This is a genomic window from Virgibacillus tibetensis (assembly GCF_036026595.1).
In the GTDB taxonomy this organism is placed as follows: domain Bacteria; phylum Bacillota; class Bacilli; order Bacillales; family Amphibacillaceae; genus Virgibacillus_P; species Virgibacillus_P tibetensis.
In genome coordinates this window covers 15010-40938 of the sequence record NZ_JARZFX010000009.1, presented here as the reverse complement: position 1 = coordinate 40938, position 25929 = coordinate 15010, and the positions used below count along the sequence as shown (strand labels likewise).

The window sequence follows — 25929 nt, the reverse complement described above, 5'->3', positions numbered from 1 at the left end:
ATTATGCTGTTCTATCTATTTTTTACTGCTTCAACAATCCGCTTTACCCCTTCTTCTACAGTAGCTAAAGGACATGCTATGTTCATACGCATGAAGGTTCCGCCTTCTTCACCATAATCAACACCTGTATTAAGTCCTACCTTAGCCTCTTCAATCATAAATTTTTTCAGTGTTTTTTTATCCATATTTAATTTACTACAATCAATCCACAGTAAATAAGTACCTTCTGCACGAATAACTTTAAGCTCATTTGTTTGGCTTTCAAGCCTTTCAATTACAAATTTCTGGTTTTCTTCAAGCACCTGCAATAGTTCATCCAACCATTCATCGCCATGCAAGTAGGCAGCCTCAAGTGCTGTGTTCCCCATTGTATTGAGCATGTTCATACCTTGTTTATTAAAATGCTTATTCAATTCTGCTCTTTTTTCCTTGTTTTGTGTAATCACATAAGAAGCTTGTAACCCTGCCAGGTTAAAGGTCTTAGAAGGCGACATCAGTGTGAGCGTTTGATCGGATATATCCTCAGACAAGGATGCTATAGGAATATGATGATGATCAGAGAAAACAAGATCACAATGAATTTCATCAGAAATAATTAATACATTATATTTCAGACAAAGACGGCCTATTTTTTCTAGTTCTTCTTTTGTCCACACCCTGCCAACTGGATTATGGGGGGAGCAAAGGATGAATGCTTTTACTCCTAGTTTTAATTTATCTTCAAAGTCTTCAAAATCAATATGATAGTAATTATCTTTGTACAAGAGCGGATTTCGGACAACTTCTCTGTTATGATCTTTGATAACGTTGTAAAATGGGGTGTAAACGGGCGTTTGTATTAATACTTTATCATTAGGATTCGTAAACGCCTGTATTGCCATATGTAAGCTAGTGACAACACCAGGGCTAAAAGACAACCATTCTTCGTTAATTGTCCATTTATGTCGTCGTTCAATCCAGTTAATAATTGAATTCTTCACATCTTTATCTATGACAGTATACCCAAAGATTCCATGTTCCGCGCGCTTAATTAATGCATCATTAACTGCTTCAGGTGCTTTGAAATCCATATCAGCTACCCACATTGGCAAAACATCATCCGTTTGGAAAACAGGCTGAAGCATGTCCCATTTCACGGACCTTGTATTTTTTCTATCATGTAAAACGTTAAATGAACTCATACTATTCCTCCTGATTATCTTGATTACTATTATGCTATTATAACAAACATCTGGATAAATTCATGCAAACCAAACGAGGTTTATATAAATTGCAAGAAACTATGCGACAAGAACTTACATAAAAAAAAGCAAAGCGTTAAACGCTTTGCTTACAGGGGGAATACGAGAAAGTCTTACAGTTATAGTTATACCCCGTACAAATAAATATAAACATACTTATTTAAATTTTTTTATCTCCATAAAACTTTTTGTATGGAAAGTTGCGTTTAATATATAAGGTATATGGCGAGGGGGGAAGAGCACATTGGAAGAAGAGGAAATGATAAGGCTGGCAAAATTAAATAATGAAGAAGCATTTGAACTGTTGGTTGAGAAATACAAGCCAATTATTGAAAAATTCTCCTTTCAATTCGGGATGAATCAGGAAAATATTTCAGATGTCGTACAAGAAACATTTATTAAAATCCATCGTAATCTTAATCAGTTTCATACGGGGAAACTTTCAACTTGGATTTATCAAATAACATTAAATGTTACGAGAGATTATTATCGAAAAAGAAAAAGAGATATTAACTTATTGAATAAGGCAAAAAAATCACAATTGGAAATTCATAAAGAAACATTGCTATTTGTGAAAGAAGAACACGTAATACTTCATGAATGTTTACAGAAGTTAAAAATGAAGCATAAAACGCCACTGATTCTTTTCTACTTTCATGATAAATCTTATGAAGAGATTGCAGTAATATTAAAAATTAAATTATCGCTTGTAAAAACAAGAATCCACCAAGGAAAAAAACAATTAAGAGAATTATATGATCAATATGAAAGAAAGGAGGTTTATGTTAATGGATGATAATAAATTGGATAAATTATTGCATGAAATGAAGGACGATTATGAGAAGGTTCCGGAATATGTTGATAAGCAACGGATTATGGAGAAGGTTTATCGTACTAAGCGTAAATTTAATTGGGGTAGAATGATACCAGGTTTTGCAGTAGTTACTGGATTGCTATTGTTTGTTATGATTTCACTTCCGTATCTGAATGATTCTGAATCAGGAGACGATAATACAACCTATTTAAAAATGTATTATTTAAAGGCTAAGGAGGAGTTTCGTGAATCGCTTGCTATCGAGAGTTTGGAATCGTTTCATGAAATCAATCAAGCGGAGATCATTCTTGAGGATTCGGCTTCTGTCAGGAATAATGAAGATTTAGCCCAAATAAAGGAAGAAATTGATTTTCTGTTTTCCACTCCAAAACAACTACTGGATGAAATTAATAGTCATAAGCTACCTGATACAGATGAATTAACTAAGCTTTTGAAAAAGAGAGTAAATATCAGAAGGTCTTTTCAAAACTACTTTTCAGATCTGCAGCATGAGAATAAAATAAATGAATCTATGCAGGAAGAGATGATAACCTCGCAGCATAGTGAACAAGACTACGAAGGTCCATCTCAGTTGGCGGCATTTCTGGATATGCTCCATGAACAGGGGTATCGTCTAGAGCGTAGTACGGATAGGAGCAATAAACTGGAGATTCAAATTGATTATGAATGGTTATCAGCTAATCTAGAGAATTTGAATAATTATAAAGGATTAAAACAATATCTCGATTTGTTAAAAACATCTGTTGATGTACACCATCCTGGGGTTTTAAACAAATTTGAAACGCACTGGAAAGACTTTGGCAAGGTGCTATTAGAAATAGAGCGTATTTATGATGATTATCCAGAAGAGCGGGAATTGCTTATAGAAGCAAATATGATTTATATTTTAAGTGGGTATTTAAGGGATTATCTGCAAGGTGCAATCAATTTATCATCGGATAGACATCAGAACGATGAGAATGCACAACTACAATTGAAAAACTTATTGGAAGAGCTTGAGGGTTCTCGCTTTAGTGGTATTGTGTACCATGTTTTAGAATCTTTTGATGAGAATGGTGGAGCAATAGATGTGGACCGTTTTGAGTACCATGACACGCTTACTATTTTATTTGATGAGCGTTTTGCAGACGCGGATTATGAAGATCTCATTAATCTGGACTTGGTTAAACATAAAAATGAACACCATGATTTGTACTCAGAGTATGTAGTTAATATGGAAGAAAAGCAAATAGAGTCTCTCCTTCCTAAAGAGGCGCTGTTAATTTATCTGCGAGCATTTGAGCTGAGCCATGTGGAGACATATGCAGCAATGCATGCAGAAAACAAGGAGTTATTAACCCCAAAGCAGGAAGAAGAATGGCTTGATATAATTGATGAGACAAAATTTATTGTGAGCGAGCAACAAGGTGACGATCTGATTAATTTTATCTTTGTCTCTAAGAGAGGATTGGAAGTTGCAGGTCATATTCAACTGATGAAAGAGAATGGTAAGTGGAAAGTGCTGAACAAAAAAATAGAAGAGTAAACTAAAGCGAGGCTGGGACATAACTAAATGGGAAGAATGAGAATCCGAACAACCGGAACTTAGCGTAGGCAAAATACGCAGACTCCTGTGGGAACAGCACGAGCTTCAGCTAACTGTGTGAAGTGCTCTTCTTCACACAGTTAGCTGAAGCCGTGCCCACGAAAAAGCGAAGTATATTGCCGAAGCGGTACATTTGCTCAGGCGTTAATATTCGGATTTTCCTGAATAATTCCTCTTTTATCCCAACCTCGTTTCCTATTATAATCGCTTCTCTAATTCTTCCTTTTCCTTTTCAAATCCAGCCTTGCCCAGTAATGCGAACATATTTACTTTATAGGCTTCTACACCTGGCTGATCAAATGGATTTACTCCAAGAAGATAACCGCTTATGGCACATGCTTTTTCAAAAAAATATACCATATAACCAAAAGTATATGCATCCAGCTGTGGGATTTCAATAACTAAATTAGGTACTCCACCGTCAGTATGTGCGAGCATCGTACCCTGGTAGGCTTTATCATTTATTTCGTGCAGACTTTTACCAGCTAAGTAATTTAATCCATCTGAATTATCTGCTTCAGCTTCTACGATCATTTCTTTTTTAGCTTTCTTTACATGTAATACAGTTTCAAATAGATCGCGACGCCCATCTTGGATGTATTGTCCTAATGAATGAAGGTCAGTAGAGAAGTTAGCTGATGCTGGGAAAATACCTTTCTGATCCTTTCCTTCACTCTCACCAAATAATTGCTTCCACCATTCAGAGAAATATTGCAGATGTGGTTCATAATTCACCAGCATCTCGGTTGTTTTTCCTTTATTATATAAAACATTTCGGGCAGCAGCATATTGGTATGCTGGATTATTTTCTATAGATGGCTTAGCCAAGTCATTCATTGCATCTTTCGCACCTTGCATCATTTCGTCAATAGAAATTCCACTTACGGCGATTGGTAATAGACCAACTGCGGTTAGCACAGAAAACCTACCACCAACATCGTCAGGAATCACAAATGTTTCATAACCATCTTGCTCTGCGACTGATTTTAAAGCACCTTTTTCCTTGTCAGTTGTAGCATAGATTCGCTTTTTTGCTTCTTCTGTACCATATTTATCTTCTAAATATGCTTTGAAGATACGAAAGGCAATCGCTGGTTCAGTAGTTGTCCCACTTTTTGAAATAATATTGATTGAAACATCTTTATTTTGGAGGACATCAAACAGTTCACTTATGTAAGTAGAGCTCATATGATGACCTACAAAAATTATTTGGGGAACTTTCCTTTCTTCTTTAGACAGAAGGTTTTGAAATGAGTGGTTTAGCATTTCAAGGGCAGCGCGTGCACCAAGATAAGATCCGCCAATGCCAATAACAAGTAACACATCGGAATCCTGTTTAATTTGTTCAGCGCTTGACTTAATGCGAGAAAATTCTTCTTTATCAAAGGTATCTGGTAAATTAAGCCATCCCAAAAATTCATTACCAGCACCCATTCGATTATGTAGTGCATGGTGGGCTGATTGTATAAATTCGTCGAGGTTATGTAATTCCCGTTTGTTGATAAATGGTAATGCCCTATCGTACCTAAAAGAAATATGTGTCATTAGTATCCTCCTTTGATAATCTACAACGATATACACAATTCACTTTAACCAAGAAAAGTTTTTAAATCAAGAATGAGCTGAATACTTTTTAAAAAATAGTTAAAACTATATAAGAAATATAGATAAGGGAGGATTTTCAATGAATGGATTACAACGAACTGCTTTAGCGATAACGATTATTGGTGCAATAAATTGGGGACTAATTGGTTTATTTCAGTTTGATTTAGTAGCGGCCATTTTCGGCGCAGGTGAACAAAGTGCTGCATTTGCTCGAATTATCTATACATTAGTAGGGATTAGTGGATTAGTATTGCTTCCTTTATTGTTTAGAACAGATGAAGCATTTGCAGACAAAAGAGAGCCAGGGAGAGTAGATGGATAATAGATAAAAAAATAAGGCAAACTCAAATTATATTTGGGTTTTGCCTTTTTCCATTTTATTATTTTTTAAATGTTCCTTCACGCTCTTCTGATTGGTGAATCCACTCTTCCAGTTTATCCTTTAAGGTGTTAAAACCAGAAGTATCTGCATCCTGCTGTTGTACTGGTTTGCTTCTTTGTGCTTTAGCAGGTTTCTTAGGAGCTTCTTCTGTAGCACGAATAGATAGGGACACTTTATTCTTGTTTTCATCTACGTTTAAGACTTTTACTTTAACCTCGTCTCCAACTGTTAAATGATCATTAATATCTTTTACATAACCATGTGTTACTTCTGAGATATGAACTAATCCCTGTAATTCTTCATTTAGAGCTACGAATGCTCCGTATGGTTGTATTCCTGTAACTTTACCTTCTAAAATTTGACCAGTCTCAAAATTGCTTGTCATGCTGAACAACTCCTATATCCATTATTCGATTCTTTTTACACAATATATAATTTTAGCATAAATTTTAGTTACAAGCAAAGTATAAATCATAAAAGATGTCGAAAGGAAGATTTTGATGGTTCCATTGGATTCAAAAATAGAACAGAAAATATACTCGTTATACGTATTAGAAGAATTATTAAAACCGGAAGGATTCGTTATAGGTTCAAATTGGGATTACGATAACGGGCACTTTGATTTAAAAATAGACGATAAAGGCATTTACTACTATCTGCGGATTCCATTCTATGCCGTAGCCGGTTCTCTGGACTATCCTGGCGTTACTGTTCGTCTTGAAAAGCCATTCTTATTAGCTCATCAGTATCAAGGAGAAAATGACGTGGAAGGGCCGATGCCTGGAACAGCTGGAAGTTTAATTAATCAGTTCCAAACACCAATTGATCCGGATGCCGATGTTCCTGATGAGTATATTGCCATCGGAAAAGAGTTAGTCCAGAAAATAGAATCCTTAATTTTGCCAATTGACTAAAGACAGCAGAATATCGCCTTCTTTTACTAAAAATTCAGCTGGAGGATTTAAATGATAGGTTTTATTTCGAATGAGCCCCAGTAAAAGATGTTGCTTTTTAGAATGTAGCTTTGAAATATATATAAACGGTTTATTGTCCAGGTCCTCTGGTAACTTGGAGTGGTGAAATTGCTGACTGTTCAAGATCTGCAAAATATCCTCAAATGGTGTAGCAGCTTTTATATGTGAAAGCTCATGATAAAATAAGGCACTCATAAAATCATTCGAACGAATAATGGTAGTAGCACCAGCCCGTAGAGCATTTTCAATTTGTACTTTAGATAAAACTTCTGCAACAATGGGTATTTCCTTGTTGTTACCTCTAATGGCAACAGTTGTTAGAATTGTATAGTTATCAGCCTGGCGCTCCCTTTTTGAAATGTCAGCAGTAATAAGCACACGTTCTGCTAATTCTACATTAGCTTTGACTAAAGTCTCGTCTTCTGTTGCATCTCCCTGTATAAAGTGCACAGGGTAGTTTTGAAAAGCAACATGCTGCAAGGTTCGGTCAATGAGAACAATTCTGAGGTCCGGTGTTGTTTTAGTTATAATTTTTATCAGCTGCCTTGTACGCTCGTTCCAGCCAACTAATATGAGGTGGTTACTCCCTTTAAAGGCAAGCCTGCCACCTTCTAAATCTCTTTCATGCTGTATTGTAGCAGCTGATAAGGAGGTAATATAAAAAGCTATTAAGCCGCCGCCTGTTAAAATTAAGAGGATAGCTATGAGTTTACCAGCAACAGATAAGGGGACATAGTCGCCATAGCCAACTGTAGCAGCTGTAACAAACGCCCACCATATGCCATCGAAAATAGTGGGGAATTGTTGTGGTTCAACAAAGTGAATTACCATTCCAAATAACAACATTAACATGAGAATGGTTATTAGTAACTTTAGTATCACTGGTAGACGAAAATAAATCTGCTTAAAAATTCTAATACTCATATATTCACCTTTAATCCTTAAGAACGTTTTTGTCACTAGTATAGACAAAGGACTTCGATTAATATACAAAAAAAGGCTGACACAATTGTCAGCCTTTAACTCCGTTAATTACCGTTTGTTTAATGTTTGCATAAACCTCATCCCAAAAATCAGTATTGTCACGGAATGATTTTGTCATGAATAGTAGCATTTCATTAAATTTTTCTTTATAATCCTCAGCATCCTGAGATGGCAGTTCCTTACGTGAATCGTCTACGAATTGCTGGATCTTCTCAGCACGTGGTCCCCATTTAGTTACTTCGTTACCTTCCTTATCTATAAATATGAAGATGGGGATAGAACGAGATTTGCCGTTTGTCAGGTATTGATCCATAAGATCTAAATTTTGATCTCTAAGAAGGACACGTACATTCATATTAGCCGCTTCTGACATACGAAGCAGAATTGGTATGTTTAACATTGCATCGCCACACCAGTCTTCTGTTAAAACTAAAACCCGCAAGTCTTTTACTTTTACATCCTCAAAGAAGGATTGGTCATCAGGTAAATTGAAATGGTCATAAATGTGAAGCAAATTTGCTTTATGCTTTTCCATTGCCTCAATATATTCATCAGGTGACATTGCTTTCTCGTACCATTTATTAAGTTCCATAACATAAACGCTCCTTTACTAAAAGTTACGTATCAGTTTATCTATAATAATCTGATACGTAAACAAAAGTGCTCTTAGTTTGAATATTTGCTATGATTGTAGAGGAATAAAAGTATTATTTTTTATCTCGAGGAGGAAATAATCATGGAAAAAGCGAATCAGGAATTTCTATTAGAACTATTACATACAGCTTCCCCGTCAAGTAATGAAGTGGAAATCCAAAAGAAATGGATTAATTATGTAAAAGAATTTGCTGATGAAATTAGAACAGATCATGCCGGAAATGCAATTGGAGTCCTTAACCCACAAGCTTCCTTTAAGATATTATTAGCTGGTCACTGTGATGAAATCGCGCTTATCATTAATCGTATTGATGAGGATGGTTTTTTACATTTTGAAAAAATGGGTGGAATTAATCCAAAGGCCGCAGTTGGCATGAAAGTAACAGTTTTAGGCAATAAGAATAAGACGGTAACTGGTGTTATCGGGGTCAACGCTCAGCATCATGGGGGATTGAAAAACGACTTCGGTTTGGAAGATCTATTTATCGACTGTGGATATAAAACAAAGGGAGAAGCGGAGGGTGAGGTGCAAATAGGAGATTTAGCAGTCTACAAAACTGAACCGGAAATATTAGCAGAGCGTTATATTGCAGGTCGCGGTCTGGATAATCGTACTGGTTCGTTTATTGTTGCAGAAGTGCTGAAGCGTCTAGCGAAAAAGGATTGTTCCGTTGGTGTATATGCGGCGAGTACTGTAAACGAAGAAACAAACATGGGGGGAGCATACTTTGCTGCTGCTGGGATAGAGCCGACAATGGCAATTGCGTGTGATGTTACATTTGCTACAGATTATCCAGGTGTTAATCGAAATAAGCACGGAGACGTACGTCTTGAACAGGGTCCCGTTCTGGCAAAAGGGGCACCAATTAATAGTAAAATAAACAAACTACTGGAAAACACTGCTAAGAAATTAAATATGAATGTTCAATATGAATTAACTCCTAGAATGACTGGAACAGATGCTGATATAATGCGCTTAACAGGTAAAGGTGTTCCTGTATCCTTAGTATCGTTGCCATTGCGTTATATGCATTCACCTGTAGAAACAGCAAGTCTAAAAGATATAGATGAAGAGATTGAGCTATTGGTAACGATGATTGCAGAGATGACAGGAGAAGAAAACTTGAACCCTCTGGAAGACTAGAAATTATTGTAGGTTAACCACTAACAGGGCTGCAAAAAAATCAACAATCCTAATATAATTGGATTGTTGATTTTTTTTAGTTACCATTTTATTTGTCACTTAAAGTTGAACTACGTCCAGTTCTGTCGATCAGGATTGGAATAACTGTAGTGTTTCAAAAAGATTGCATTTTTTCAAAAATCAGGTATTTAGACACTGTTAGTATTATATCTTATAACAAAAACAGGGATAAAAGAACTATAATTTGTGATAAAACAAGGTTCTGGAGACCTATGTTTTCCTCAAGCTAGAAAATGTGGGACTTAACTTCTATTTAAAATAGGAATAATTAATCATTTTTTAGACTAGTTAACCTACAAGTGATTTGATGGAAGAAACGTTGATTGCACTACTTGCAAAGGTTTTACTTATAATTTGGTACGTTTTTTTAAATAAACGGGTCTATAACCTATGTATTAAAAGAAGAAAAGATAATACCATTCTATCAATTTTGAAAATTCAGATTTAAACTGACGTATTTCGACATAATTCCTTTCAGATATCCATTATACTTACACTCAACAACTAAGATTATACCAAAGCACCACTGACAACTGAGAACCTAATTTGGGGAAGGAGGCAGAGGTGTATTTTAGTTTGAAGTGGTTCTCATCCTGGTGTTTGTTACACATTGTTATATAATCGAGGGGAGGAAAAGGTTTTGAGTATGAAGAAAAAACGTCAAACAAGGGCTTTTAGTATTGCAGCAACTTTTCTAATGACATTTTCTTTAATTGCACCTGGCATCACTAGTGCGGAATCGAATGGAAAGTTACACCATTCGTTAAATGATTCCAATAATGTTTCGCAAGTGAAAGTAAGTGAACGTCTTTTTGATGAGTTTATGAAAGATGACAAAGTAACATTCTTAGTCAAATTCAGTGAAAAGGCAGATACGGTGAAGGTAGCGAAAGAAGCTAAAGAGTCATCAGCTAATGCTAAGCTTTCGGCCCAGCAATCTGAGTTCATTCAGCGATCAGCTGTTGTTTCAGAATTAAGAGAAACTTCCTTAACGTCACAATATAATGTGAAGAAATATTTGGAGACAGAACTAGCAACAGGTAATGTAAAAGATTTTAATTCCTATCATATTGTTAATGGTATGTCCGTAACAGCTACAAAAGAGGTAGCTGAAAAAATCGCTACATTTGCAGAAGTCGAAAAGATATTACCTAACGAAACGCGTGAATTATATACAACTGTAACAGAAGATGCAAAGACCCCTGAATCCGAAATTGCTAACGTGGAGTGGAACGTTGAACGTGTTGGTGCTCCTGCTGTTTGGGATATGGGAATTGATGGATCTGGTACAGTGGTGGCAAGTATTGATACTGGTGTTCAATGGGATCATCCGGCGCTAAAAGAAAAGTATCGTGGATACGATGCTGCAACGGATGAAGTTGATCATGACTTTAACTGGTTTGATGCAACAGTTGGACAAGATGAAGCATATGACGACCAAGGGCACGGTACACATGTAACCGGTACTATGGTTGGTAGTGAACCAGATAATTCCAATCAAGTTGGGGTAGCTCCTGGAGCACAGTGGATCGCTGTTAAGGCGTTTACGGCGGCTGGAGGTACAGATGTTGATCTTTTAGCAGCAGCCGAATGGATCTTAGCTCCTACTGACTCTGATGGAAATGCACGTGTAGATATGGCTCCTGATGTAGTAAATAATTCATGGGGCGGTGGACCAGGTCTTGATGAATGGTACAGAGATGTAGTAATTAACTGGAGAGCAGCGGAAATTTTCCCTGAGTTTTCAGCAGGGAATACTACGTTTACTAACCCGGGTGGGCCTGGATCAGTTGCTGTTCCAGCAAATTACCCAGAATCATTTGCTACAGGAGCAACGGATATTAATGATGGACTAGCAAGCTTCTCTTTACAAGGGCCTTCACCTTATGACGAAATTAAACCTGATATATCGGCTCCTGGAGTAAATATTCGTTCAAGTGTTCCAGGTGGTGGCTATGAAGGTGGATGGAATGGAACATCCATGTCAGGCCCGGCTGTGTCGGCGGTAGTAGCACTTCTGCGTCAAGCGGATGCAAGTTTATCTGTTGATGATATAGAAGATATCTTATTATCGACTGCTACCCCATTAACAAATAGCCAATTCCCTGATTCTCCTAATAATGGATTTGGATATGGATTAGTTAATGCATATGATGCAGTATCATCAATGATAAGTGGTCTAGGAACATTAGAAGGTCAAGTGACAAAAGAGGGTGAAGATAATGAAGCACCTACGTTTGAACATGAAGCACCTTCGGAAACATATGCAGGTATGAATTTAGATTTATCTATTCAAGTTAGTGATAATGTTAGTGTTGCATCTGTAGAATTAAATTACCAAGATGCAGATGGTGCAGAACAAACTGTTGAAGCATCACGTATATCTGGTGACTTTAAATCAGGTGAGTATGTTGCATTGATTCCTGGAGAGCATATTGATGGTGATTCTCTAACTTATTACTGGGTAATTAATGATTTTGGAAATAATGAAGTAACAAGTGAAGAATACACTGTTGCTGTCGCACAAGGAATTACTGTAGGGTATTTGGAAGACTTTGAATCAGCTCCTGCAGGTTGGACTGTATTTGGCGAAAATAACAGCTGGGAGCGTGGCGTACCGACATCAGGTCCAGGAAGTGCAACTTCTGGTGAAAATGTTTATGCTACAAATCTGGATGGTCCATATGATAACTACGCTAACACATCACTGATGATGCCACCAATTGATTTGCCGGAAGAAAATACATCCCTACAGTTTAACCAATGGTATAACATTGAAAATAACTGGGATTTTGGACATGTGTTTATTTCAACAGATCAAGAAGATTGGGTCCAATTGATGCGCATGACTAATGTCTCTGATGGTTGGGAAAGTACAGAAATTGACCTGTCAGAGTATAGTGGTCAACGTGTTTATATCAGCTTTAATTTAACTACAGATGTAAGTGTTGTAAGAGATGGTTTATATATTGATGATGTCGCATTGGTAGACACGTCAGTAGATAGTAGTGCATCTCAAGAAAACGGCATTGAAAATACGAGTGTACATGCATTAAACGAAGTATTACCTTTAAATTCGGGTGTTACAGATAAAATCGATAAAGACACTCTAAAAGAAAAGGTAATTGTATCAGAAATTCAACCAATGCAATCTAAGGAGCAAGAAACTCCTACTGTTAAGGAAGCAATTAATCCGACGTTATTGCCTTTGGGTGCACAGGTAAGTGTACTTGAAAGTGGTCGTTCGGTAAATACAAGCCCGGCAGATGGATCATATTCCATCCTGCATGCTGCTGGAGAATTCACAGTTCTCGCAGAGGCTTATGGATATGCATCTCAACAGCAGTCAGTTGTAATTGAAAGAGATGAAGTTTCTTCAGTAGATTTTACATTAGAAGAGGTTGAACAAAATACTGTAAGTGGAATAGTTACTGATGAAGCTACAGGTGAAGTTATTGAAGGGGCAACAGTACTTTTGGTAGAAGATGCTAACATTACTCCTGTAGAAACTGACGGAGATGGTAGTTACTCTCTAACAGCTTATGAGGGTATGTACACCTTAAAGGTATTAGCCAGAGGATACCACGGAACAGAAGTTGCAGTGAATCTGGAGGATGGAGATACAGAAGTTAATATTTCTCTAGAGCCATTCTACACGGTGCCTGGTGGTGAAATTGGTTACGACGACGGAACAGCTGAAAATGCTCGTGCTTTCTATGATGCAGGAAATGGTTGGGCGGTAAGAATGTCCCTGCCTGAAGGGAAGGATTCTGCTATCGTAACAGACGGTGTATTCCAATTCCATGATGCTGACTGGCCAAACCCAGGTGGAACGGAATTTGCTGTAGAGGTATGGGATGCTACTGGTGCTAATGGTACACCAGGTCAAAAAATAGCAGGCCCGATAGAAGCAGAAGCAGTAAGAAGTTTGGATGAATGGACAATTGTTGACCTAAGAGAAAATGCTATTCAAGTTGATGGTGATTTCTATATGGTATATATTCAAACAGGTGCCTACCCTAATGTCCCAGGGTTAGCAACAGATGAAAATGGGCCTTATGCTGAACGCAGCTATCAAGTAGTTGGCGGTGCATGGTCACAATCCCCTGCATCTGAAGGGAACTATATGATTCGTGCTCGTGTAAGCTATGAAGTGGATGCGCCTGTAATCACGTCACCTGCAGAAGATTTAATTACAAATGAGGCTGAAATTACAGTAGAAGGAAGTGCTTCTCCTACGACTACTTTACAATTATTGAATAACGGGGAAGAAGCAGGTACTACTGAAGTGGGCGATGATGGCAACTTCGCTATAACAACTGAGTTAGCAGAAGGCGATAATGAAATTACAGCCGTGACATTGCTTAACGGTGCACCAGTAGATGAATCTGACTCAGTAACAGTAACTTTGGATACAGAGTCACCAGAGTTAACGATTGATAGCCCGCAAGACGGCGATAAAACAAATCGTGAAACAGTAACTGTAGAAGGAGCCGTAGTTGATGCCAATCTTGACTTTGTAGAAGTTAATGGGCAAAAGGCAACAGTCACTGACGGCAGCTACTCGAAACGCATCCTGCTCGACAATGGTTCAAATGAAATCGAAGTTATTGCACAGGATTTAGCCGGTAATTCATCAAGTGAGACGGTAACTATTGAGGTTAAATATAACGCACCAGAAATTGAAAACCTTACACCAACTGAAGACCAGGAAGTTCAAGCTGGTGAAACGGTAATGATTGAATTTGATAGTGAGTCAGGATTAGATGCAACATTTACTGTCCATATGCCACTAACAAATATAACAGGTCAACCATCCAATGCAACAGAGTTACCAATGAGAGAAACAACTGAAGGTCATTATGTCGGGTACTGGACAGTGCCTAGTAATGTTCTTGCTGAAGGCGCTGTTATCGAAGTTAAAGTGGTAGATGATTTTGATAATGAAACACGTGCGCAAGCAGAAGGAAAAGTTTTCATTACTGAAGAAGATGGAAATGGCAACGGAAAAGGAAAAGGAAAGGGAAAAGACAATGGTAACGGGAATAATGGAAAAGGTAATAATTAATTCCATTAGAGTAGCATTTACAGATAAATAACGATGTAAGGTCTTTGAGGTGTAGAAGTTAAAACTTCTACACCTTTCTTAAGAAATAGGAATGTATAAAATTTTGGCTGCACTTAATTCTTACAATTAAACAGCCACGTCCGGCTCCAGCGCCAATGCCAGGTGCCCTTTTCGGACTATTCTTATGATAAGCCAACAGCAATTTTCTAGTGGTAGGCCAACTAAAAACGAATGACCTGCGCTAATGTTCTAAAATGTAAGCAGAACCCTTTTCAAATACAATGAAACTATGTATAATAAAAATTGACAATAAAATATCGATTCCAATCTTCGGGGCAGGGTGAAATTCCCGACCGACGGTAAGGAGCAAATGTTGCTTCAAGTCCGTGACCCACAAAGCATACTGCTGAGTGGCTGATCTGGTGTAATTCCAGAACCGACAGTTACAGTCTGGATGGGAGAAGATGTCGAGCCAAAATCTGGTGCGTATGCACTTAGTTTTTCCTGTGAATTTTTATACCCTAAAGCCCCATTAAGCTTTAGGGTTTTTATGTGCTTTTTTAATAAGGTACAAAAGGAAGTTGGCTATCCTTCATCACGAGATAGGAATCGATTTAAGATGAAGGGGGAGAATGATGATGCAAACAACCAAGCAATCATCAAAATTATTAAAGCTTATTATTCTAGCATTGCTAGGAACAATATCACTCGTATTATTTTTCTTTAATTTTCCGTTACCATTTTTACCACCCTATTTAAAAATTGATTTTAGTGAAGTACCTGCGTTAATGGCTGCACTAATTTTTTCTCCAGTGGCAGGAATTATCGTAGTAGCAGTTAAAAATATCCTTTACTTGATGGTATCAGGAGCAGGAGACCCAATTGGGGTTACTGCCAATTTCCTGGCAGGCATCATGTTTGTTGTACCTGTAGCTATTCTTTATCACAAGTTTAAAGGAGTAAAAAGTATAGTGTCTGGTTTAGTTACCGGGACTATTATTATGGCTTTAGGTATGAGTGTTTTAAATTATTTCTTTATCTTACCGGCTTATGCATGGTTTATGGGATGGGAAATGAGTGAACAAGTAAAATGGATATCCGTTATAGCTGGTGTTCTACCTTTTAATATTATAAAAGGTATAGTTGTAGGGCTGTTGTTTATTCCGCTATTTGTAAAAATGCGTACATGGATAGAGCAGAAGCAAGCAAAAGTTGCCTGATAGTTAATTTAATGAAATTCTAATTTAAAAAAACCTTCTCTAAACGATAGAGAAGGTTTTTTTGAGAGTAAAAATTTATTCTTCTTCCACTAAGTTTCTGGCCATTGGTTGTGCTTTAAGTCGTTCCACCGGGATTGGCTCACCTGATTTTTCACTTAAGCCATATGTTCCGTCTTCAATTCGTTGCAGCGCATCATTTATTTCCTGCAGCCGGTCTTTGCGGATTAAGTTTAATCCTTGATCTCGTTGTTGTTCAAACTGCTCAGTACCCATATCGGCTGGATGATTGTCATAATCTGCAAGTTCGGCAATGGATTCATTTGGCCCAGTACCTTGACTTGACTCCATTGCTTCTAAATTTTCCTTTTTTAATTTTAGTAATTGTTCTTTGAAATCTTTTATCTCTTCCTGACTAAGATGGTTACTCATAAAGATCTCCTTCCGTAATCATGGCGATTTCTTTTTTGGTACAATACCGATGGTACATCGGGAGGCGCAGATCAGTTCTTCTTCTTCATCTAAAATCTTTATATCCCATACCATAGTAGTTTTTCCTATGTGAAGTGGTGTAGCCTTAGCTGTTACTATTCCGTTACGTTTACTTTTTATATGGTTGGCGTTTATTTCAACTCCAAAAATAGTTACAGCTTCAGGGTCTACATGGGCGTAGGATCCGATACTGGCAGCAGTTTCAGCAAGCGCTGCGCTAGCACCACCATGTAAAAAACCTGCGGGCTGGTGGGTTCGATGATCAACAGGCATCGATAATACGATTAAGTTTTTGTCGAAAGAAACTAATTCAATCCCTAGTGAGTTCATCAGTGTCTTGTCAAATTGCTTCATTAATAAGCTCCTTTTTTACTGAGTGCTTGCAGTGTGTGAACCAAGGTGGATGATTAAATAAATTTACTGATTAGCAATGAAATACCTAGCAAAAATCCATAAATCGTATTTGCCTTTCCTGTTGCAGCCATTGCTGGCATCATCTCAATCGGTTGTGTTTTCCCTTTAAATTTATTAATTACATCAACAGTCTTAATACTGGCAAGTATAGTAATAATTGACCATAGTGGAAGAATCCCAACTATAATAAAGAAAAAGGTTAGACTAAATGCTATAATAAAGAGTAGACCTAGAAAACGAATTGCATTTCTTCTTCCAATTAAAATAGCAATTGTTTTACGCCCGTTTTCTTTATCTCCATCCAAATCGCGTATATTATTTGATAATAATATTGTGCCAATAAAGATAGCGATTGGTATAGATATCCAAATTACCTCTGCAGTGAGTGTATCTGTTTGTATGAAATAGCTAACCCCTATAATTACTGTTCCCATAAAAAAACCGGAAAAAACTTCTCCGAATGGAGTATAAGCTATTGGTATAGGTCCACCTGTATATAAATAACCGAAGAGCATACCTATTAAACCAATTACTGCAATCCACCAGCTGGACATAAGGCAAATATAAATACCGAGTAACAGTGCAATCCCAAAGAACGCAATAGCAAGGTTTAAAACTGTTTTGGGTTTGATGCCATCTCGTACAATGGTACCACCAATCCCTACAGAATCTTCCGTATCCAGCCCTCGAGCAAAATCATAGTATTCATTGAACATATTCGTTGCAGATTGAATTAGTATGGATGCAAAAAGCATTGCTAAGAATACGAATACATGTATCGATCCATCAATATATGCAAGCATTGTTCCTACGAAAACAGGTACGAATGAGGCAGTTAGTGTATGCGGACGTAACAGACGCCACCAGATTTGAAAGCCTTCTCTTTCATTTAAGGCTTGTTTAATATTTATTTTTGCTTTAGATTGCATGCTATTTCTCCCCCTGAAAGTACTAAATATCATATTAATCTTAGGGAATTTGTCAAAGCGTGTCAATTATCGAGAAGGATTTCCTTGAGAAACATCTCAAAAGGGAATAAAATAGATATGGAAGTTTGTCATTGTATGTTTAACGGAGGTTTTATATAGATGATTGAAATAAAGGAAGAGCAATTAGAAGATATATTGGACAAGGCAATAAAAAAAATAGAAACTCAGCATGGCATGCAGCTGCTGAGTATTACGAAGAAAATAGCACCATTAGATCCACTTCATTTTTTTGAAGTGGCTAAGGGTATGAAAAAGAATCGCACATTTTGGACAAGTACAATAGATGATTTTTATATAGTTGGTGTAGGTAATGCAGTGGAAATCGTTGCAGAGGAAGAGCGTTTTGAAGTAACTGAAAATCAGTGGAGTAAATTATTGGACGAGGCAATTGTTTACAATCCATACAAAGTGCCAGGTACAGGAATTGTCACATTGGGAGGCATGGCCTTTGATCCAAAAAAACCACGAACTGATTTATGGAAGAAGTTTAGTGCGAGTCAGTTTACGATTCCAGAATATATGCTTACCAAAGAGGACGGAAGTTATTATTTCACAATAAATATCAGACTGAAAAGAGATGACCATGCAATACAGCTGGCAAACGAATTGGAGCAAGTGGAAGCGACGTTCTTTTCAGAGAGACCAAGAAACACAAACGGATTAATTACTAATGAGAAAATAGAAATTCAACCAAGTGAATGGAAAGATTCTGTACGTCAAGCGAGAGAAGAAATCAGAAAAAACAAAGCAGAAAAAATAGTTTTGGCAAGAGAAGTACGCTTAAAGTTTAATAAGAAAGCCGATATAACAACTGTTTTAGAGAATTTGATACAGACCCAGGGAAATAGTTTTATTTTTGCCCTAGAAAAGAATGATGATTGTTTTGTTGGCGCTACTCCAGAGCGTTTGGTGAAAATTGAGAAAGATCATTTGTTATCCACTTGTCTTGCTGGGACAGCCCCAAGAGGGCACACAGAAGAGGAGGATATGGCAATTAGTCATTCCCTTTTTCATGATGAAAAGAACAGGCAAGAACATGACTTTGTTGTAAGGATGATTAAACATGCTATAAAAAATTATTGTACAGATTTGGAAATTCCAGATGAACCTGTAATCTATCCTCTTAAAAATTTGCAGCATTTATACACACCTGTTACAGCAACATTGAAGAAAGGATATAGCATTTTTGATATTATTAAGCAACTGCACCCTACACCAGCGCTGGGCGGTACACCCCGTGAGGAGTCACTGCAATTTATTCGTGATAACGAATTACTGGACCGGGGCTGGTACGGGGCTCCAGTTGGTTGGTTGGATAGTAATCAAAATGGAGAATTTGCTGTAGCCATTCGCTCCGGGCTTATCCAGGGAGATGAAGCGTCCTTATTTGCTGGATGTGGTGTAGTAAAGGATTCAGATCCAGAAGCAGAGTATGAAGAAACGAATATTAAGCTTCTGCCAATGCTATCTGTTTTAGGAGGCTAAGGATGAACCATAGAGAGATTTTAACTAGGTATACTGGGAATTTCATCGATGAACTGACCAAAAACGGCTTAACGGACGCTGTGATATCACCAGGTTCTCGCTCTACCCCATTGGCAATCACATTAGCTGAGCATGATCAAGTAAAGGAATGGGTTATTATTGATGAACGTTCTGCAGCTTTTTTTGCACTAGGTATAGCTAAAGAAACGAAACGTCCGGTTGTATTGGTTTGTACATCTGGAACAGCAGCAGCTAATTATTTTCCTGCAATTGTAGAAGCGCATTACAGCAGGGTTCCCTTGATTATTTTAACAGCAGATCGTCCACCTGAATTACGTGATGTAGGTGCCCCGCAAGCTATTGAACAGCTGAAATTATACGGTGACTATGTCAAGTGGTTCCATGAGATGGCTTTACCAGAAGCTACTCCAACTATGCTGGAGTATGTTCGCAGCAAAGCAGCAAGGGCATATTATGCAGCGAAGGAGGATAATCCGGGACCTGTTCATTTAAATTTTCCATTTCGTGAGCCTTTACTTCCTGACTTGTCAATAAAGGATATATGGGGAGAAAAACACGAACAATCCTATATTCCAACGCTGCCAGGGAAGAAGAAAGTAGATGAACACCAACTTCACGCATTACTCCATAAGATTCAGCATAAGAAAAAAGGGGTAATTGTATGTGGTCCGCAAGTAGGCGATGATTTTGCAGATGGGGTAATCCGGCTTGCAGAAAAATGGGGATTACCTGTATTGGCAGACCCCTTATCCCAAGTGCGTTCGGGTCCTCACTCTAAATCGCACGTAATAGAAGGGTATGATGCCATATTGCGAAATGAAACTGTACGTGAGCGGTTAAAACCAGATTTTATAATACGCTTTGGTGCAATGCCTGTTTCAAAAGCTTATCTTTTTTATTTACAACAGCATAAGGAAGCACTCCAGTTTATTGTGGAGGACTTTAATGGTTTTCGAGAACCTGCCGGGAATTCTACTACATTTGTATTCGCCGATCCGACAATGCTTTGTAAAGACCTAGTTAAAGCTTCAGCCGCACTGAAATTTGAGCAGAGTTGGTTAAGTCAATGGCAGGAAATGAATCAAATCGCAAAAAAACATTTACTGTATGGAATGGAAGAACAAATAACGGAAGGAGAAGCTGTAAGGGCGTTGCTTGAAGCAACACCAGAACAAAGCTATATATATGTAGGAAATAGTATGGCGATAAGAGATCTGGATACTTTCTTTATGACTACACCTAAAAAACTGTCCATCTTTTCAAACCGTGGCGCGAACGGGATTGATGGAATGGTCTCAAGTGGACTGGGGGCTGCTACCGGTGGAAAGGACATCACCTTGTTGCTAGGGGATTTATCATTTTTCCATGATATGAACGGCTTAATGGCAGCGAAACAGTATAATCTAAATATCACAATCCTGCTTATTAATAATGATGGCGGAGGTATATTTTCATTTCTGCCCCAAGTAAACGATAAGAAGCATTTCGAAGCATTATTTGGCACGCCGATGGATATAAACTTTCAAAAAGCCGTTTCGATGTATGGTGGAAATTATAATCGACCAGAGACAGAAGCTGAATTAAAAGAAGTGCTGTATGCAAGCTACCAGCATAAAGGTTTATCAGTTGTTGAAGTAAGAACAGATCGATCTACAAACACAGAATGGCATCGTACTAAGTGGCAAGTAATTGAAAATGAACTACTTGGAAATGAGGGATAAGCAGGTGTATTTTTCAATTAATGGAGCCGAATATTGGTATGAGACTCATGGAAAAGGCAAGCCTCTTGTTCTGTTACATGGGTTTACGGGAAGCACAACCACTTGGTCTGAATTTGTAGCCAATTGGTCTAATGATCTGCAAATCATTACAATTGATTTGCCGGGTCATGGTAGAACAAAGACACGCACCAGCAAAACGATGGAAGAATGCTGTAAAGACTTATTAGAACTAGCTAATCATTTGAATTTGGATTCCTTTTCATTGCTCGGCTATTCTATGGGAGGGCGAACGGCTTTGTCCTTTGCAATGTTGTATCCAGAAAAAATTTCATCCTTAATTTTAGAAAGTGCGTCACCAGGATTGGGTGAGAAGTCAATACGCAGCCACCGTATTGAGAAGGATGAAGAGCTTGCCCAAAAATTGGAAAGGGAAGGAATCGAGAGTTTCGTTGATTTTTGGGAAAAGATTCCACTTTTTCATACCCAAAGAAGCTTGCCAACAGAAGTACTTTATAAAATCCGGGAAGAAAGAAGTTTACAATCTGCAGAAGGACTTGCTCAGTCACTGCGCTTTATGGGGACAGGGATACAACCATCATGGTGGGAGCAGCTCGATCAGCTTAGCGGGCCGGTGTTATTGCTTGCAGGAGAGCATGATGAAAAATTTATTGATATCAATAAATTGATGGAAAAACGTTTATATTCAGGTGAGTTAGTAATTATTAAAGGTGCTGGACATGCAATTCATGTGGAACAAGCCGAAAAATTTGGTAGAATAGTAACTGAGTTCATTTTCTCAAAACAATAAGTAGTGTTGTTTTATGAAAAATAGTAATAGTAACCATACATAAGGAGGAAGAACATGACTGTGAAATGGGAGCAAGTAAGAGAATACGAAGAAATTATTTATGAAAAATATGATGGAATTGCTAAGGTGACAATAAATCGCCCTGAAAAACGCAATGCTTTCACCCCACTGACTGTAAATGAAATGATAAGTGCGTTTGCAGATGCGCGTGACGATTCTTCAATTGGAGTTATAATTCTTGCAGGAGCAGGAGACAAAGCGTTTTGTTCCGGTGGAGATCAATCAGTTCGCGGTCACGGTGGCTACGTGGGAGAAGACCAGGTTCCGCGTTTAAATGTACTTGATCTTCAACGATTAATTCGTACGATACCTAAACCAGTTATTGCAATGGTATCAGGATATGCAATAGGTGGAGGGCATGTATTGCATATTGTTTGTGACTTAACGATTGCTGCAGATAATGCTGTATTCGGACAAACTGGACCGAAAGTAGGCAGCTTTGACGCTGGTTATGGAGCGGGTTATCTAGCTAGAATGGTTGGTCATAAACGAGCACGGGAAATTTGGTACTTATGCCGACAGTACGGTGCGGATGAAGCATATGAGATGGGTATGGTGAATACTGTAGTCCCATTAGATAAATTGGAAGAAGAGACAGTACAATGGTGTGAAGAAATTCTTGAGAAATCACCTACTGCACTGCGTTTCCTAAAAGCTTCCTTTAACGCTGATACAGACGGTCTTGCAGGATTACAGCAAATGGGTGGCGACGCAACACTTCTTTACTATACGACAGATGAAGCAAAAGAAGGAAGAGATGCGTTTAAAGAAAAGAGAAAGCCAAACTTTAAACAATTCCCACGCTTTCCATAAGTAGAAATTAAAAACCTTTGCTTCTATTTCAGAGCAAAGGTTTTTAATTTACAGCCGACAGTTCGGTGATCACACGACTAGTTTAAACATGGACTGAGAGAATTAATAAATCATAGTTGATTTCTACTACGGCTATATTTTATTAATAAGAGAGGAAGGTAGGTATATGGAAACCATACCTCACTGGTTAACTAAACAAGCAGATTTAGCGCCATCCCAAACAGCTATTGAACTGCCAGATGGATTTACCATGACTTTTTCAGAACTAAGAGATGAAAGTCAAACCTATGCAAAGAAACTAGCTGGCATGGGTGTAGCAAAGGGGACACATGTAGGCATCCTATCCACCAATTACCACAGGATGGTAATTGCAATACATGCACTAAGTTATTTAGGAGCAGTTGGAGTATTGCTGAATATCCGCTTAACAGAAACTGAATTGAATTATCAAATAATAGATGCGGGTGTATCTTACCTGTTAGCAGCAGATAGTCTAATTGAACAAGTTATGCACTTAGATGTAGAAAAAATTCATGCATTTTCTGAAATAAATACATATGAAGAAAAAGCTGTAAATCTTAATACTGAACTCAATTTAGATGATACATTTACAATCATTTACACTTCTGGAACGACTGGTTTTCCTAAAGGCGTTATTCATACTTATGGAAATCATTGGTGGAGTGCTATAGGTTCGGCACTGAATTTAGGGATAAATACGAATGATAAGTGGCTCGCAACCTTACCACTATTCCACGTTGGAGGGCTATCGATCTTAATTAAAAGTGTCATTTATGGCATGCCTGTGTATTTACTAGATAAATTTAATGAAGATGTCATACATAAGGCGATAATGAAAAGTGGCGTTACAATTGTTTCTGTAGTAACCGTGATGCTTCAAAGACTAATAACAGTAGCCGGAAGCACAAAGTATCCTGAAACATTTCGTTGTATGCTGCTTGGAGGAGGACCTGCTCCAAAATCACTATTGGAAAAAGCGAAATCAAACCATATTCCAGTATTTCAAACATACGGTATGACGGAAACATCTTCGCAAATTGTAACATTAAGTCCTAAAGACGCGCTGGAAAAAATAGGGTCTGCCGGAAAAGCTTTATTTCCGGCGCAATTAAAAGTTATTACATTAGAAAATAATGGAATTGGTGAAATTCATGTTAAAGGTCCAATGGTAACGAAGGGTTACTTAAATAATAAAGTTGCTACAGAAAAAGCACTTCACTCGGAATGGCTTGCAACTGGAGATTTGGGCTATTTGGATACGGAGGGCTTTTTATATGTAGTTGGCCGAAGAAATGACTTGATTATCTCAGGGGGAGAAAATATTTACCCTTCAGAAATTGAGAATCTGCTTACTAATCTGACTTCTATTAAAGAAGTTGCTGTAGTGGGTAAAGCAGATGATCGCTGGGACCAGGTGCCAGTCGCATTTGTTGTGCTAAATGACCAGAAAATGACAGAATCAGAAATAATCTCGTATGCACAAAAGCATCTAGCGAAGTACAAAGTGCCACAAACTATATACTTTGTTGACCAGCTCCCCCGAAATGCATCTAATAAAATAGTAAAGCATCAACTTTTAAAATTGCTTTAGCAGTAAATAAAATGAAACAAACTCTCCCTTCCATAAATGTAATAGGTTTAAAGCAATACATTTTAAGGTATAGATAGCTATATTACATAGGAGGGAGTTTTTTTTATGGGAAATTTTATGGATGATTACTTTACAACTGGATTTATGCAAGGGCTACAAAATTTTGTTATTGCCTTAATAGTTCTCTTGGTAGGATGGTTACTTGCAAAAGCAATTGGTAATGCAGTAGAAAAGGCACTTAGAAAAACTCAAATAGATGATAGATTTTTTAACAAATTTCGAACGAATGATAAACCGGTTAACTCAGAAAAAATATTTGGGAAAGTGGTTTATTACATACTATTGTTAATCGTATTCGTCCTATTCTTTAACGTGCTTAATATGAATATGATTGCTAACCCACTCTCCAATTTAGTAGCTACAATTTTTGGTGTTATTCCAGCTGTTCTAAAAGCAGTATTGATTCTTGCTTTAGCTTGGATAATCGCTTCGATTGTTCAGTGGTTAATTGTACATGGAACCCAAAAGTTAAATTTATTACATTTATTTTATAAAATGAAATTAGCTAAAACAGAGGAAGAAATTAAGAGTTATATAGAAAGACTGGGTAAAGTTGCTTTCTACTTAATTCTATTACTCTTTATACCTGGCGTACTTGATGCCTTAAATATAGCAGGGGTAGCACAACCGTTTAGCGGATTACTTGCAACAATGCTGGCATTCATACCTAAACTTCTCGCGGCAGCAATTATTTTTGCCGTTGGTTGGTTTGTTGCAAAGGTAGTTAAAAACATTGTAGTTAATTTACTGCAGGTCGTTGGAGTAGAACGGTTAATTGGACGTTTGAAATTGAATAAAGCAGTTGAAGGTACAAGTTTTGCTGGGTTTGTTGGGAATGTAGTCTTTATTCTAATTATGATTCCTATCACGATCGCAGCATTGGAAAAGTTGGACTTAACAGGTATTACCGGACCAGCAATAGGTATGCTGCACAATATTATGAATATGATACCGAATATACTGATCGGGATAGCGCTTATCCTCGCCGGTGTATGGTTAGGTAAACTTATTGGAGAATTTGTTCGCAGTTATTTGCAAAACGTGGGTTTTGATCGATTAACAAAGAAAATGAATGTATCAAATAGCGAAGCATCACAGCAGAAAATGGCGCCTTCAGCATTAGTTGGTTATATTGTCCAAGTGCTAATCACCTTCTTCTTAACTGTCCAAGCGCTATATCTGGTGCAACTTGATTTCCTGGTAGTTATAGCAACAGCTGTCACAGCATATTTGCCACAGGTTTTGGCCGCAGTATTAATTCTGGCAATAGCATTAATCATAGCGAATATTGTTGAAAAGGTATTAAGAAATGTACTTACTGGTCCTGCGACAATTGTTTTAGCTGGTTTTGCCAAGTATACAGTCATTGTTCTGGCCGTATTCATGGCACTAACACAATTAGGCATTGCTACTACTATTGTCAGCTCCGCTTTTATTCTGATTTTAGGTGGACTTTCACTTGCATTTGGTTTAGCTTTTGGTTTAGGAGGAAAAGATTTTGCAAGGAAATATTTGAAAAAGTTTGATCAAACAATTGAGGAAACGAAGATGAAAGAAAAAAAATCAAAAGCAGATGTCACTGAAAACATTGATTTAACTACTGACCCAGTTGAATATGATTCAAATGATTTTAACACAGATGATGTACTTAAAAGTAATGATTTATTTGAAAATGATACAGATCCAGATAATGATAGATAATTTA

Annotated in this window: 21 protein-coding genes and 1 riboswitch; of the genes, 13 read left to right on the top strand and 8 right to left on the bottom strand. The window is 37.6% G+C overall.

Annotation, left to right across the window (positions count from 1 at the left end):
* Positions 1 to 11 precede the first annotated feature (11 nt).
* Positions 12 to 1181 carry a MalY/PatB family protein gene (locus QGM71_RS15480; RefSeq protein WP_327608468.1) on the bottom strand — a complete coding sequence of 390 codons (1170 nt, stop codon included), beginning with the start codon at positions 1179 to 1181 and terminating at the stop codon, positions 12 to 14.
* Between the two features lie 304 nt (positions 1182 to 1485).
* Here QGM71_RS15480 and QGM71_RS15475 point away from each other — a divergent pair, with 304 nt between their 5' ends.
* Positions 1486 to 2037 (top strand): RNA polymerase sigma factor, encoded by a 552-nt coding sequence (locus tag QGM71_RS15475; RefSeq protein ID WP_327608467.1) that lies wholly within the window; start codon positions 1486 to 1488, stop codon positions 2035 to 2037.
* Positions 2030 to 3601 carry a hypothetical protein gene (locus QGM71_RS15470; RefSeq protein WP_327608466.1) on the top strand — a complete coding sequence of 524 codons (1572 nt, stop codon included), beginning with the start codon at positions 2030 to 2032 and terminating at the stop codon, positions 3599 to 3601. Before QGM71_RS15475 ends, QGM71_RS15470 begins: the two co-directional genes overlap by 8 nt.
* Positions 3602 to 3859: 258 nt before the next feature.
* Here QGM71_RS15470 and QGM71_RS15465 read toward each other — a convergent pair whose 3' ends face one another.
* The gene (locus tag QGM71_RS15465) at positions 3860 to 5206 is read right to left on the bottom strand and encodes a glucose-6-phosphate isomerase (RefSeq protein ID WP_327608465.1); all 1347 of its coding nucleotides are present in this window, start codon (positions 5204 to 5206) and stop codon (positions 3860 to 3862) included.
* Positions 5207 to 5345: 139 nt separating this feature from the next.
* On the opposite strand from QGM71_RS15465, the gene QGM71_RS15460 reads away from it, so the two are divergent.
* Positions 5346 to 5588, top strand: a complete 243-nt coding sequence (locus QGM71_RS15460; protein ID WP_327608464.1) for a DUF378 domain-containing protein — start codon at positions 5346 to 5348, stop codon at positions 5586 to 5588.
* 58 nt (positions 5589 to 5646) lie between these two features.
* On the opposite strand, the gene yugI is transcribed toward QGM71_RS15460, so the two are convergent.
* Positions 5647 to 6033 carry a S1 domain-containing post-transcriptional regulator GSP13 gene (yugI, locus tag QGM71_RS15455; RefSeq protein ID WP_327608463.1) on the bottom strand — a complete coding sequence of 129 codons (387 nt, stop codon included), beginning with the start codon at positions 6031 to 6033 and terminating at the stop codon, positions 5647 to 5649.
* Positions 6034 to 6148: 115 nt separating this feature from the next.
* Between yugI and QGM71_RS15450 the strand changes: the two genes are divergently transcribed.
* Positions 6149 to 6562, top strand: a complete 414-nt coding sequence (locus QGM71_RS15450) for a YugN family protein (protein ID WP_327608462.1) — start codon at positions 6149 to 6151, stop codon at positions 6560 to 6562.
* Here QGM71_RS15450 and QGM71_RS15445 read toward each other — a convergent pair.
* Positions 6542 to 7546 carry a potassium channel family protein gene (locus tag QGM71_RS15445; RefSeq protein ID WP_327608461.1) on the bottom strand — a complete coding sequence of 335 codons (1005 nt, stop codon included), beginning with the start codon at positions 7544 to 7546 and terminating at the stop codon, positions 6542 to 6544. The two genes, QGM71_RS15450 and QGM71_RS15445, sit on opposite strands and share 21 nt — an antisense overlap.
* A gap of 88 nt (positions 7547 to 7634) precedes the next feature.
* Positions 7635 to 8198 (bottom strand): thioredoxin family protein, encoded by a 564-nt coding sequence (locus QGM71_RS15440; protein WP_327608460.1) that lies wholly within the window; start codon positions 8196 to 8198, stop codon positions 7635 to 7637.
* A gap of 144 nt (positions 8199 to 8342) precedes the next feature.
* Here QGM71_RS15440 and QGM71_RS15435 point away from each other — a divergent pair, with 144 nt between their 5' ends.
* From QGM71_RS15435 to QGM71_RS15425, 3 genes are all read left to right on the top strand, one after another.
* On the top strand, positions 8343 to 9404 hold the full coding sequence (locus tag QGM71_RS15435) for a M20/M25/M40 family metallo-hydrolase (RefSeq protein WP_327608459.1): 1062 nt from the start codon (positions 8343 to 8345) through the stop codon (positions 9402 to 9404).
* A 706-nt stretch (positions 9405 to 10110) separates the two neighbouring features.
* The gene (locus tag QGM71_RS15430; RefSeq protein WP_327608566.1) at positions 10111 to 14532 is read left to right on the top strand and encodes a S8 family serine peptidase; all 4422 of its coding nucleotides are present in this window, start codon (positions 10111 to 10113) and stop codon (positions 14530 to 14532) included.
* Between the two features lie 322 nt (positions 14533 to 14854).
* Positions 14855 to 15002: riboswitch (FMN riboswitch) on the top strand.
* Positions 15003 to 15167: 165 nt separating this feature from the next.
* Complete coding sequence (locus QGM71_RS15425) at positions 15168 to 15752, top strand: ECF transporter S component (RefSeq protein WP_407703040.1); 585 nt, start codon at positions 15168 to 15170, stop codon at positions 15750 to 15752.
* 75 nt (positions 15753 to 15827) lie between these two features.
* On the opposite strand, the gene QGM71_RS15420 is transcribed toward QGM71_RS15425, so the two are convergent.
* From QGM71_RS15420 to QGM71_RS15410, 3 genes are read right to left on the bottom strand one after another with little or no spacing between them, the layout of a single operon-like run.
* On the bottom strand, positions 15828 to 16181 hold the full coding sequence (locus QGM71_RS15420) for a TraR/DksA C4-type zinc finger protein (protein WP_327608458.1): 354 nt from the start codon (positions 16179 to 16181) through the stop codon (positions 15828 to 15830).
* A gap of 18 nt (positions 16182 to 16199) precedes the next feature.
* Positions 16200 to 16595, bottom strand: coding sequence for a hotdog fold thioesterase (locus tag QGM71_RS15415; protein ID WP_327608457.1), 396 nt, complete (start codon positions 16593 to 16595; stop codon positions 16200 to 16202).
* Positions 16596 to 16648: 53 nt separating this feature from the next.
* Positions 16649 to 17584, bottom strand: a complete 936-nt coding sequence (locus QGM71_RS15410) for a 1,4-dihydroxy-2-naphthoate polyprenyltransferase (RefSeq protein ID WP_327608456.1) — start codon at positions 17582 to 17584, stop codon at positions 16649 to 16651.
* 159 nt (positions 17585 to 17743) lie between these two features.
* Between QGM71_RS15410 and QGM71_RS15405 the strand changes: the two genes are divergently transcribed.
* The 6 genes from QGM71_RS15405 (at position 17744) to QGM71_RS15380 (ending at position 25925) form a co-directional block, all read left to right on the top strand.
* Positions 17744 to 19129 (top strand): isochorismate synthase, encoded by a 1386-nt coding sequence (locus QGM71_RS15405; RefSeq protein WP_327608455.1) that lies wholly within the window; start codon positions 17744 to 17746, stop codon positions 19127 to 19129.
* Positions 19130 to 19131: 2 nt separating this feature from the next.
* Positions 19132 to 20871 carry a 2-succinyl-5-enolpyruvyl-6-hydroxy-3-cyclohexene-1-carboxylic-acid synthase gene (menD, locus tag QGM71_RS15400; RefSeq protein ID WP_327608454.1) on the top strand — a complete coding sequence of 580 codons (1740 nt, stop codon included), beginning with the start codon at positions 19132 to 19134 and terminating at the stop codon, positions 20869 to 20871.
* Positions 20872 to 20875: 4 nt separating this feature from the next.
* Positions 20876 to 21679 carry a 2-succinyl-6-hydroxy-2,4-cyclohexadiene-1-carboxylate synthase gene (gene menH / locus QGM71_RS15395; protein ID WP_327608564.1) on the top strand — a complete coding sequence of 268 codons (804 nt, stop codon included), beginning with the start codon at positions 20876 to 20878 and terminating at the stop codon, positions 21677 to 21679.
* A gap of 54 nt (positions 21680 to 21733) precedes the next feature.
* A complete protein-coding gene (gene menB / locus QGM71_RS15390) occupies positions 21734 to 22552 on the top strand; it encodes a 1,4-dihydroxy-2-naphthoyl-CoA synthase (RefSeq protein WP_327608453.1) in 819 nt (272 codons plus the stop codon).
* A 166-nt stretch (positions 22553 to 22718) separates the two neighbouring features.
* Entirely contained in the window at positions 22719 to 24164 is a 1446-nt protein-coding gene (locus QGM71_RS15385) for an o-succinylbenzoate--CoA ligase (protein ID WP_327608452.1), read from the top strand.
* A gap of 105 nt (positions 24165 to 24269) precedes the next feature.
* Complete coding sequence (locus QGM71_RS15380) at positions 24270 to 25925, top strand: mechanosensitive ion channel (protein ID WP_327608451.1); 1656 nt, start codon at positions 24270 to 24272, stop codon at positions 25923 to 25925.
* Positions 25926 to 25929 lie beyond the last annotated feature (4 nt).

Excerpts from the sequence above, each read along its gene's own strand:
- QGM71_RS15430 (WP_327608566.1), top strand. The coding sequence starts at position 10,111 with ATGAAGAAAAAACGTCAAACAAGGGCTTTTAGTATTGCAGCAACTTTT.
- menD (WP_327608454.1), top strand. The coding sequence starts at position 19,132 with ATGAACCATAGAGAGATTTTAACTAGGTATACTGGGAATTTCATCGAT.
- QGM71_RS15450 (WP_327608462.1), top strand. The coding sequence starts at position 6,149 with ATGGTTCCATTGGATTCAAAAATAGAACAGAAAATATACTCGTTATAC.
- QGM71_RS15415 (WP_327608457.1), bottom strand. The coding sequence starts at position 16,595 with ATGAAGCAATTTGACAAGACACTGATGAACTCACTAGGGATTGAATTA.
- QGM71_RS15405 (WP_327608455.1), top strand. The coding sequence starts at position 17,744 with ATGATTGAAATAAAGGAAGAGCAATTAGAAGATATATTGGACAAGGCA.
- QGM71_RS15460 (WP_327608464.1), top strand. The coding sequence starts at position 5,346 with ATGAATGGATTACAACGAACTGCTTTAGCGATAACGATTATTGGTGCA.
- QGM71_RS15480 (WP_327608468.1), bottom strand. The coding sequence starts at position 1,181 with ATGAGTTCATTTAACGTTTTACATGATAGAAAAAATACAAGGTCCGTG.
- QGM71_RS15420 (WP_327608458.1), bottom strand. The coding sequence starts at position 16,181 with ATGAGTAACCATCTTAGTCAGGAAGAGATAAAAGATTTCAAAGAACAA.
- QGM71_RS15410 (WP_327608456.1), bottom strand. The coding sequence starts at position 17,584 with ATGCAATCTAAAGCAAAAATAAATATTAAACAAGCCTTAAATGAAAGA.
- QGM71_RS15470 (WP_327608466.1), top strand. The coding sequence starts at position 2,030 with ATGGATGATAATAAATTGGATAAATTATTGCATGAAATGAAGGACGAT.
- QGM71_RS15380 (WP_327608451.1), top strand. The coding sequence starts at position 24,270 with ATGGGAAATTTTATGGATGATTACTTTACAACTGGATTTATGCAAGGG.
- menB (WP_327608453.1), top strand. The coding sequence starts at position 21,734 with ATGACTGTGAAATGGGAGCAAGTAAGAGAATACGAAGAAATTATTTAT.
- QGM71_RS15465 (WP_327608465.1), bottom strand. The coding sequence starts at position 5,206 with ATGACACATATTTCTTTTAGGTACGATAGGGCATTACCATTTATCAAC.
- QGM71_RS15435 (WP_327608459.1), top strand. The coding sequence starts at position 8,343 with ATGGAAAAAGCGAATCAGGAATTTCTATTAGAACTATTACATACAGCT.
- yugI (WP_327608463.1), bottom strand. The coding sequence starts at position 6,033 with ATGACAAGCAATTTTGAGACTGGTCAAATTTTAGAAGGTAAAGTTACA.
- QGM71_RS15445 (WP_327608461.1), bottom strand. The coding sequence starts at position 7,546 with ATGAGTATTAGAATTTTTAAGCAGATTTATTTTCGTCTACCAGTGATA.
- QGM71_RS15385 (WP_327608452.1), top strand. The coding sequence starts at position 22,719 with ATGGAAACCATACCTCACTGGTTAACTAAACAAGCAGATTTAGCGCCA.
- QGM71_RS15425 (WP_407703040.1), top strand. The coding sequence starts at position 15,168 with ATGATGCAAACAACCAAGCAATCATCAAAATTATTAAAGCTTATTATT.
- QGM71_RS15440 (WP_327608460.1), bottom strand. The coding sequence starts at position 8,198 with ATGGAACTTAATAAATGGTACGAGAAAGCAATGTCACCTGATGAATAT.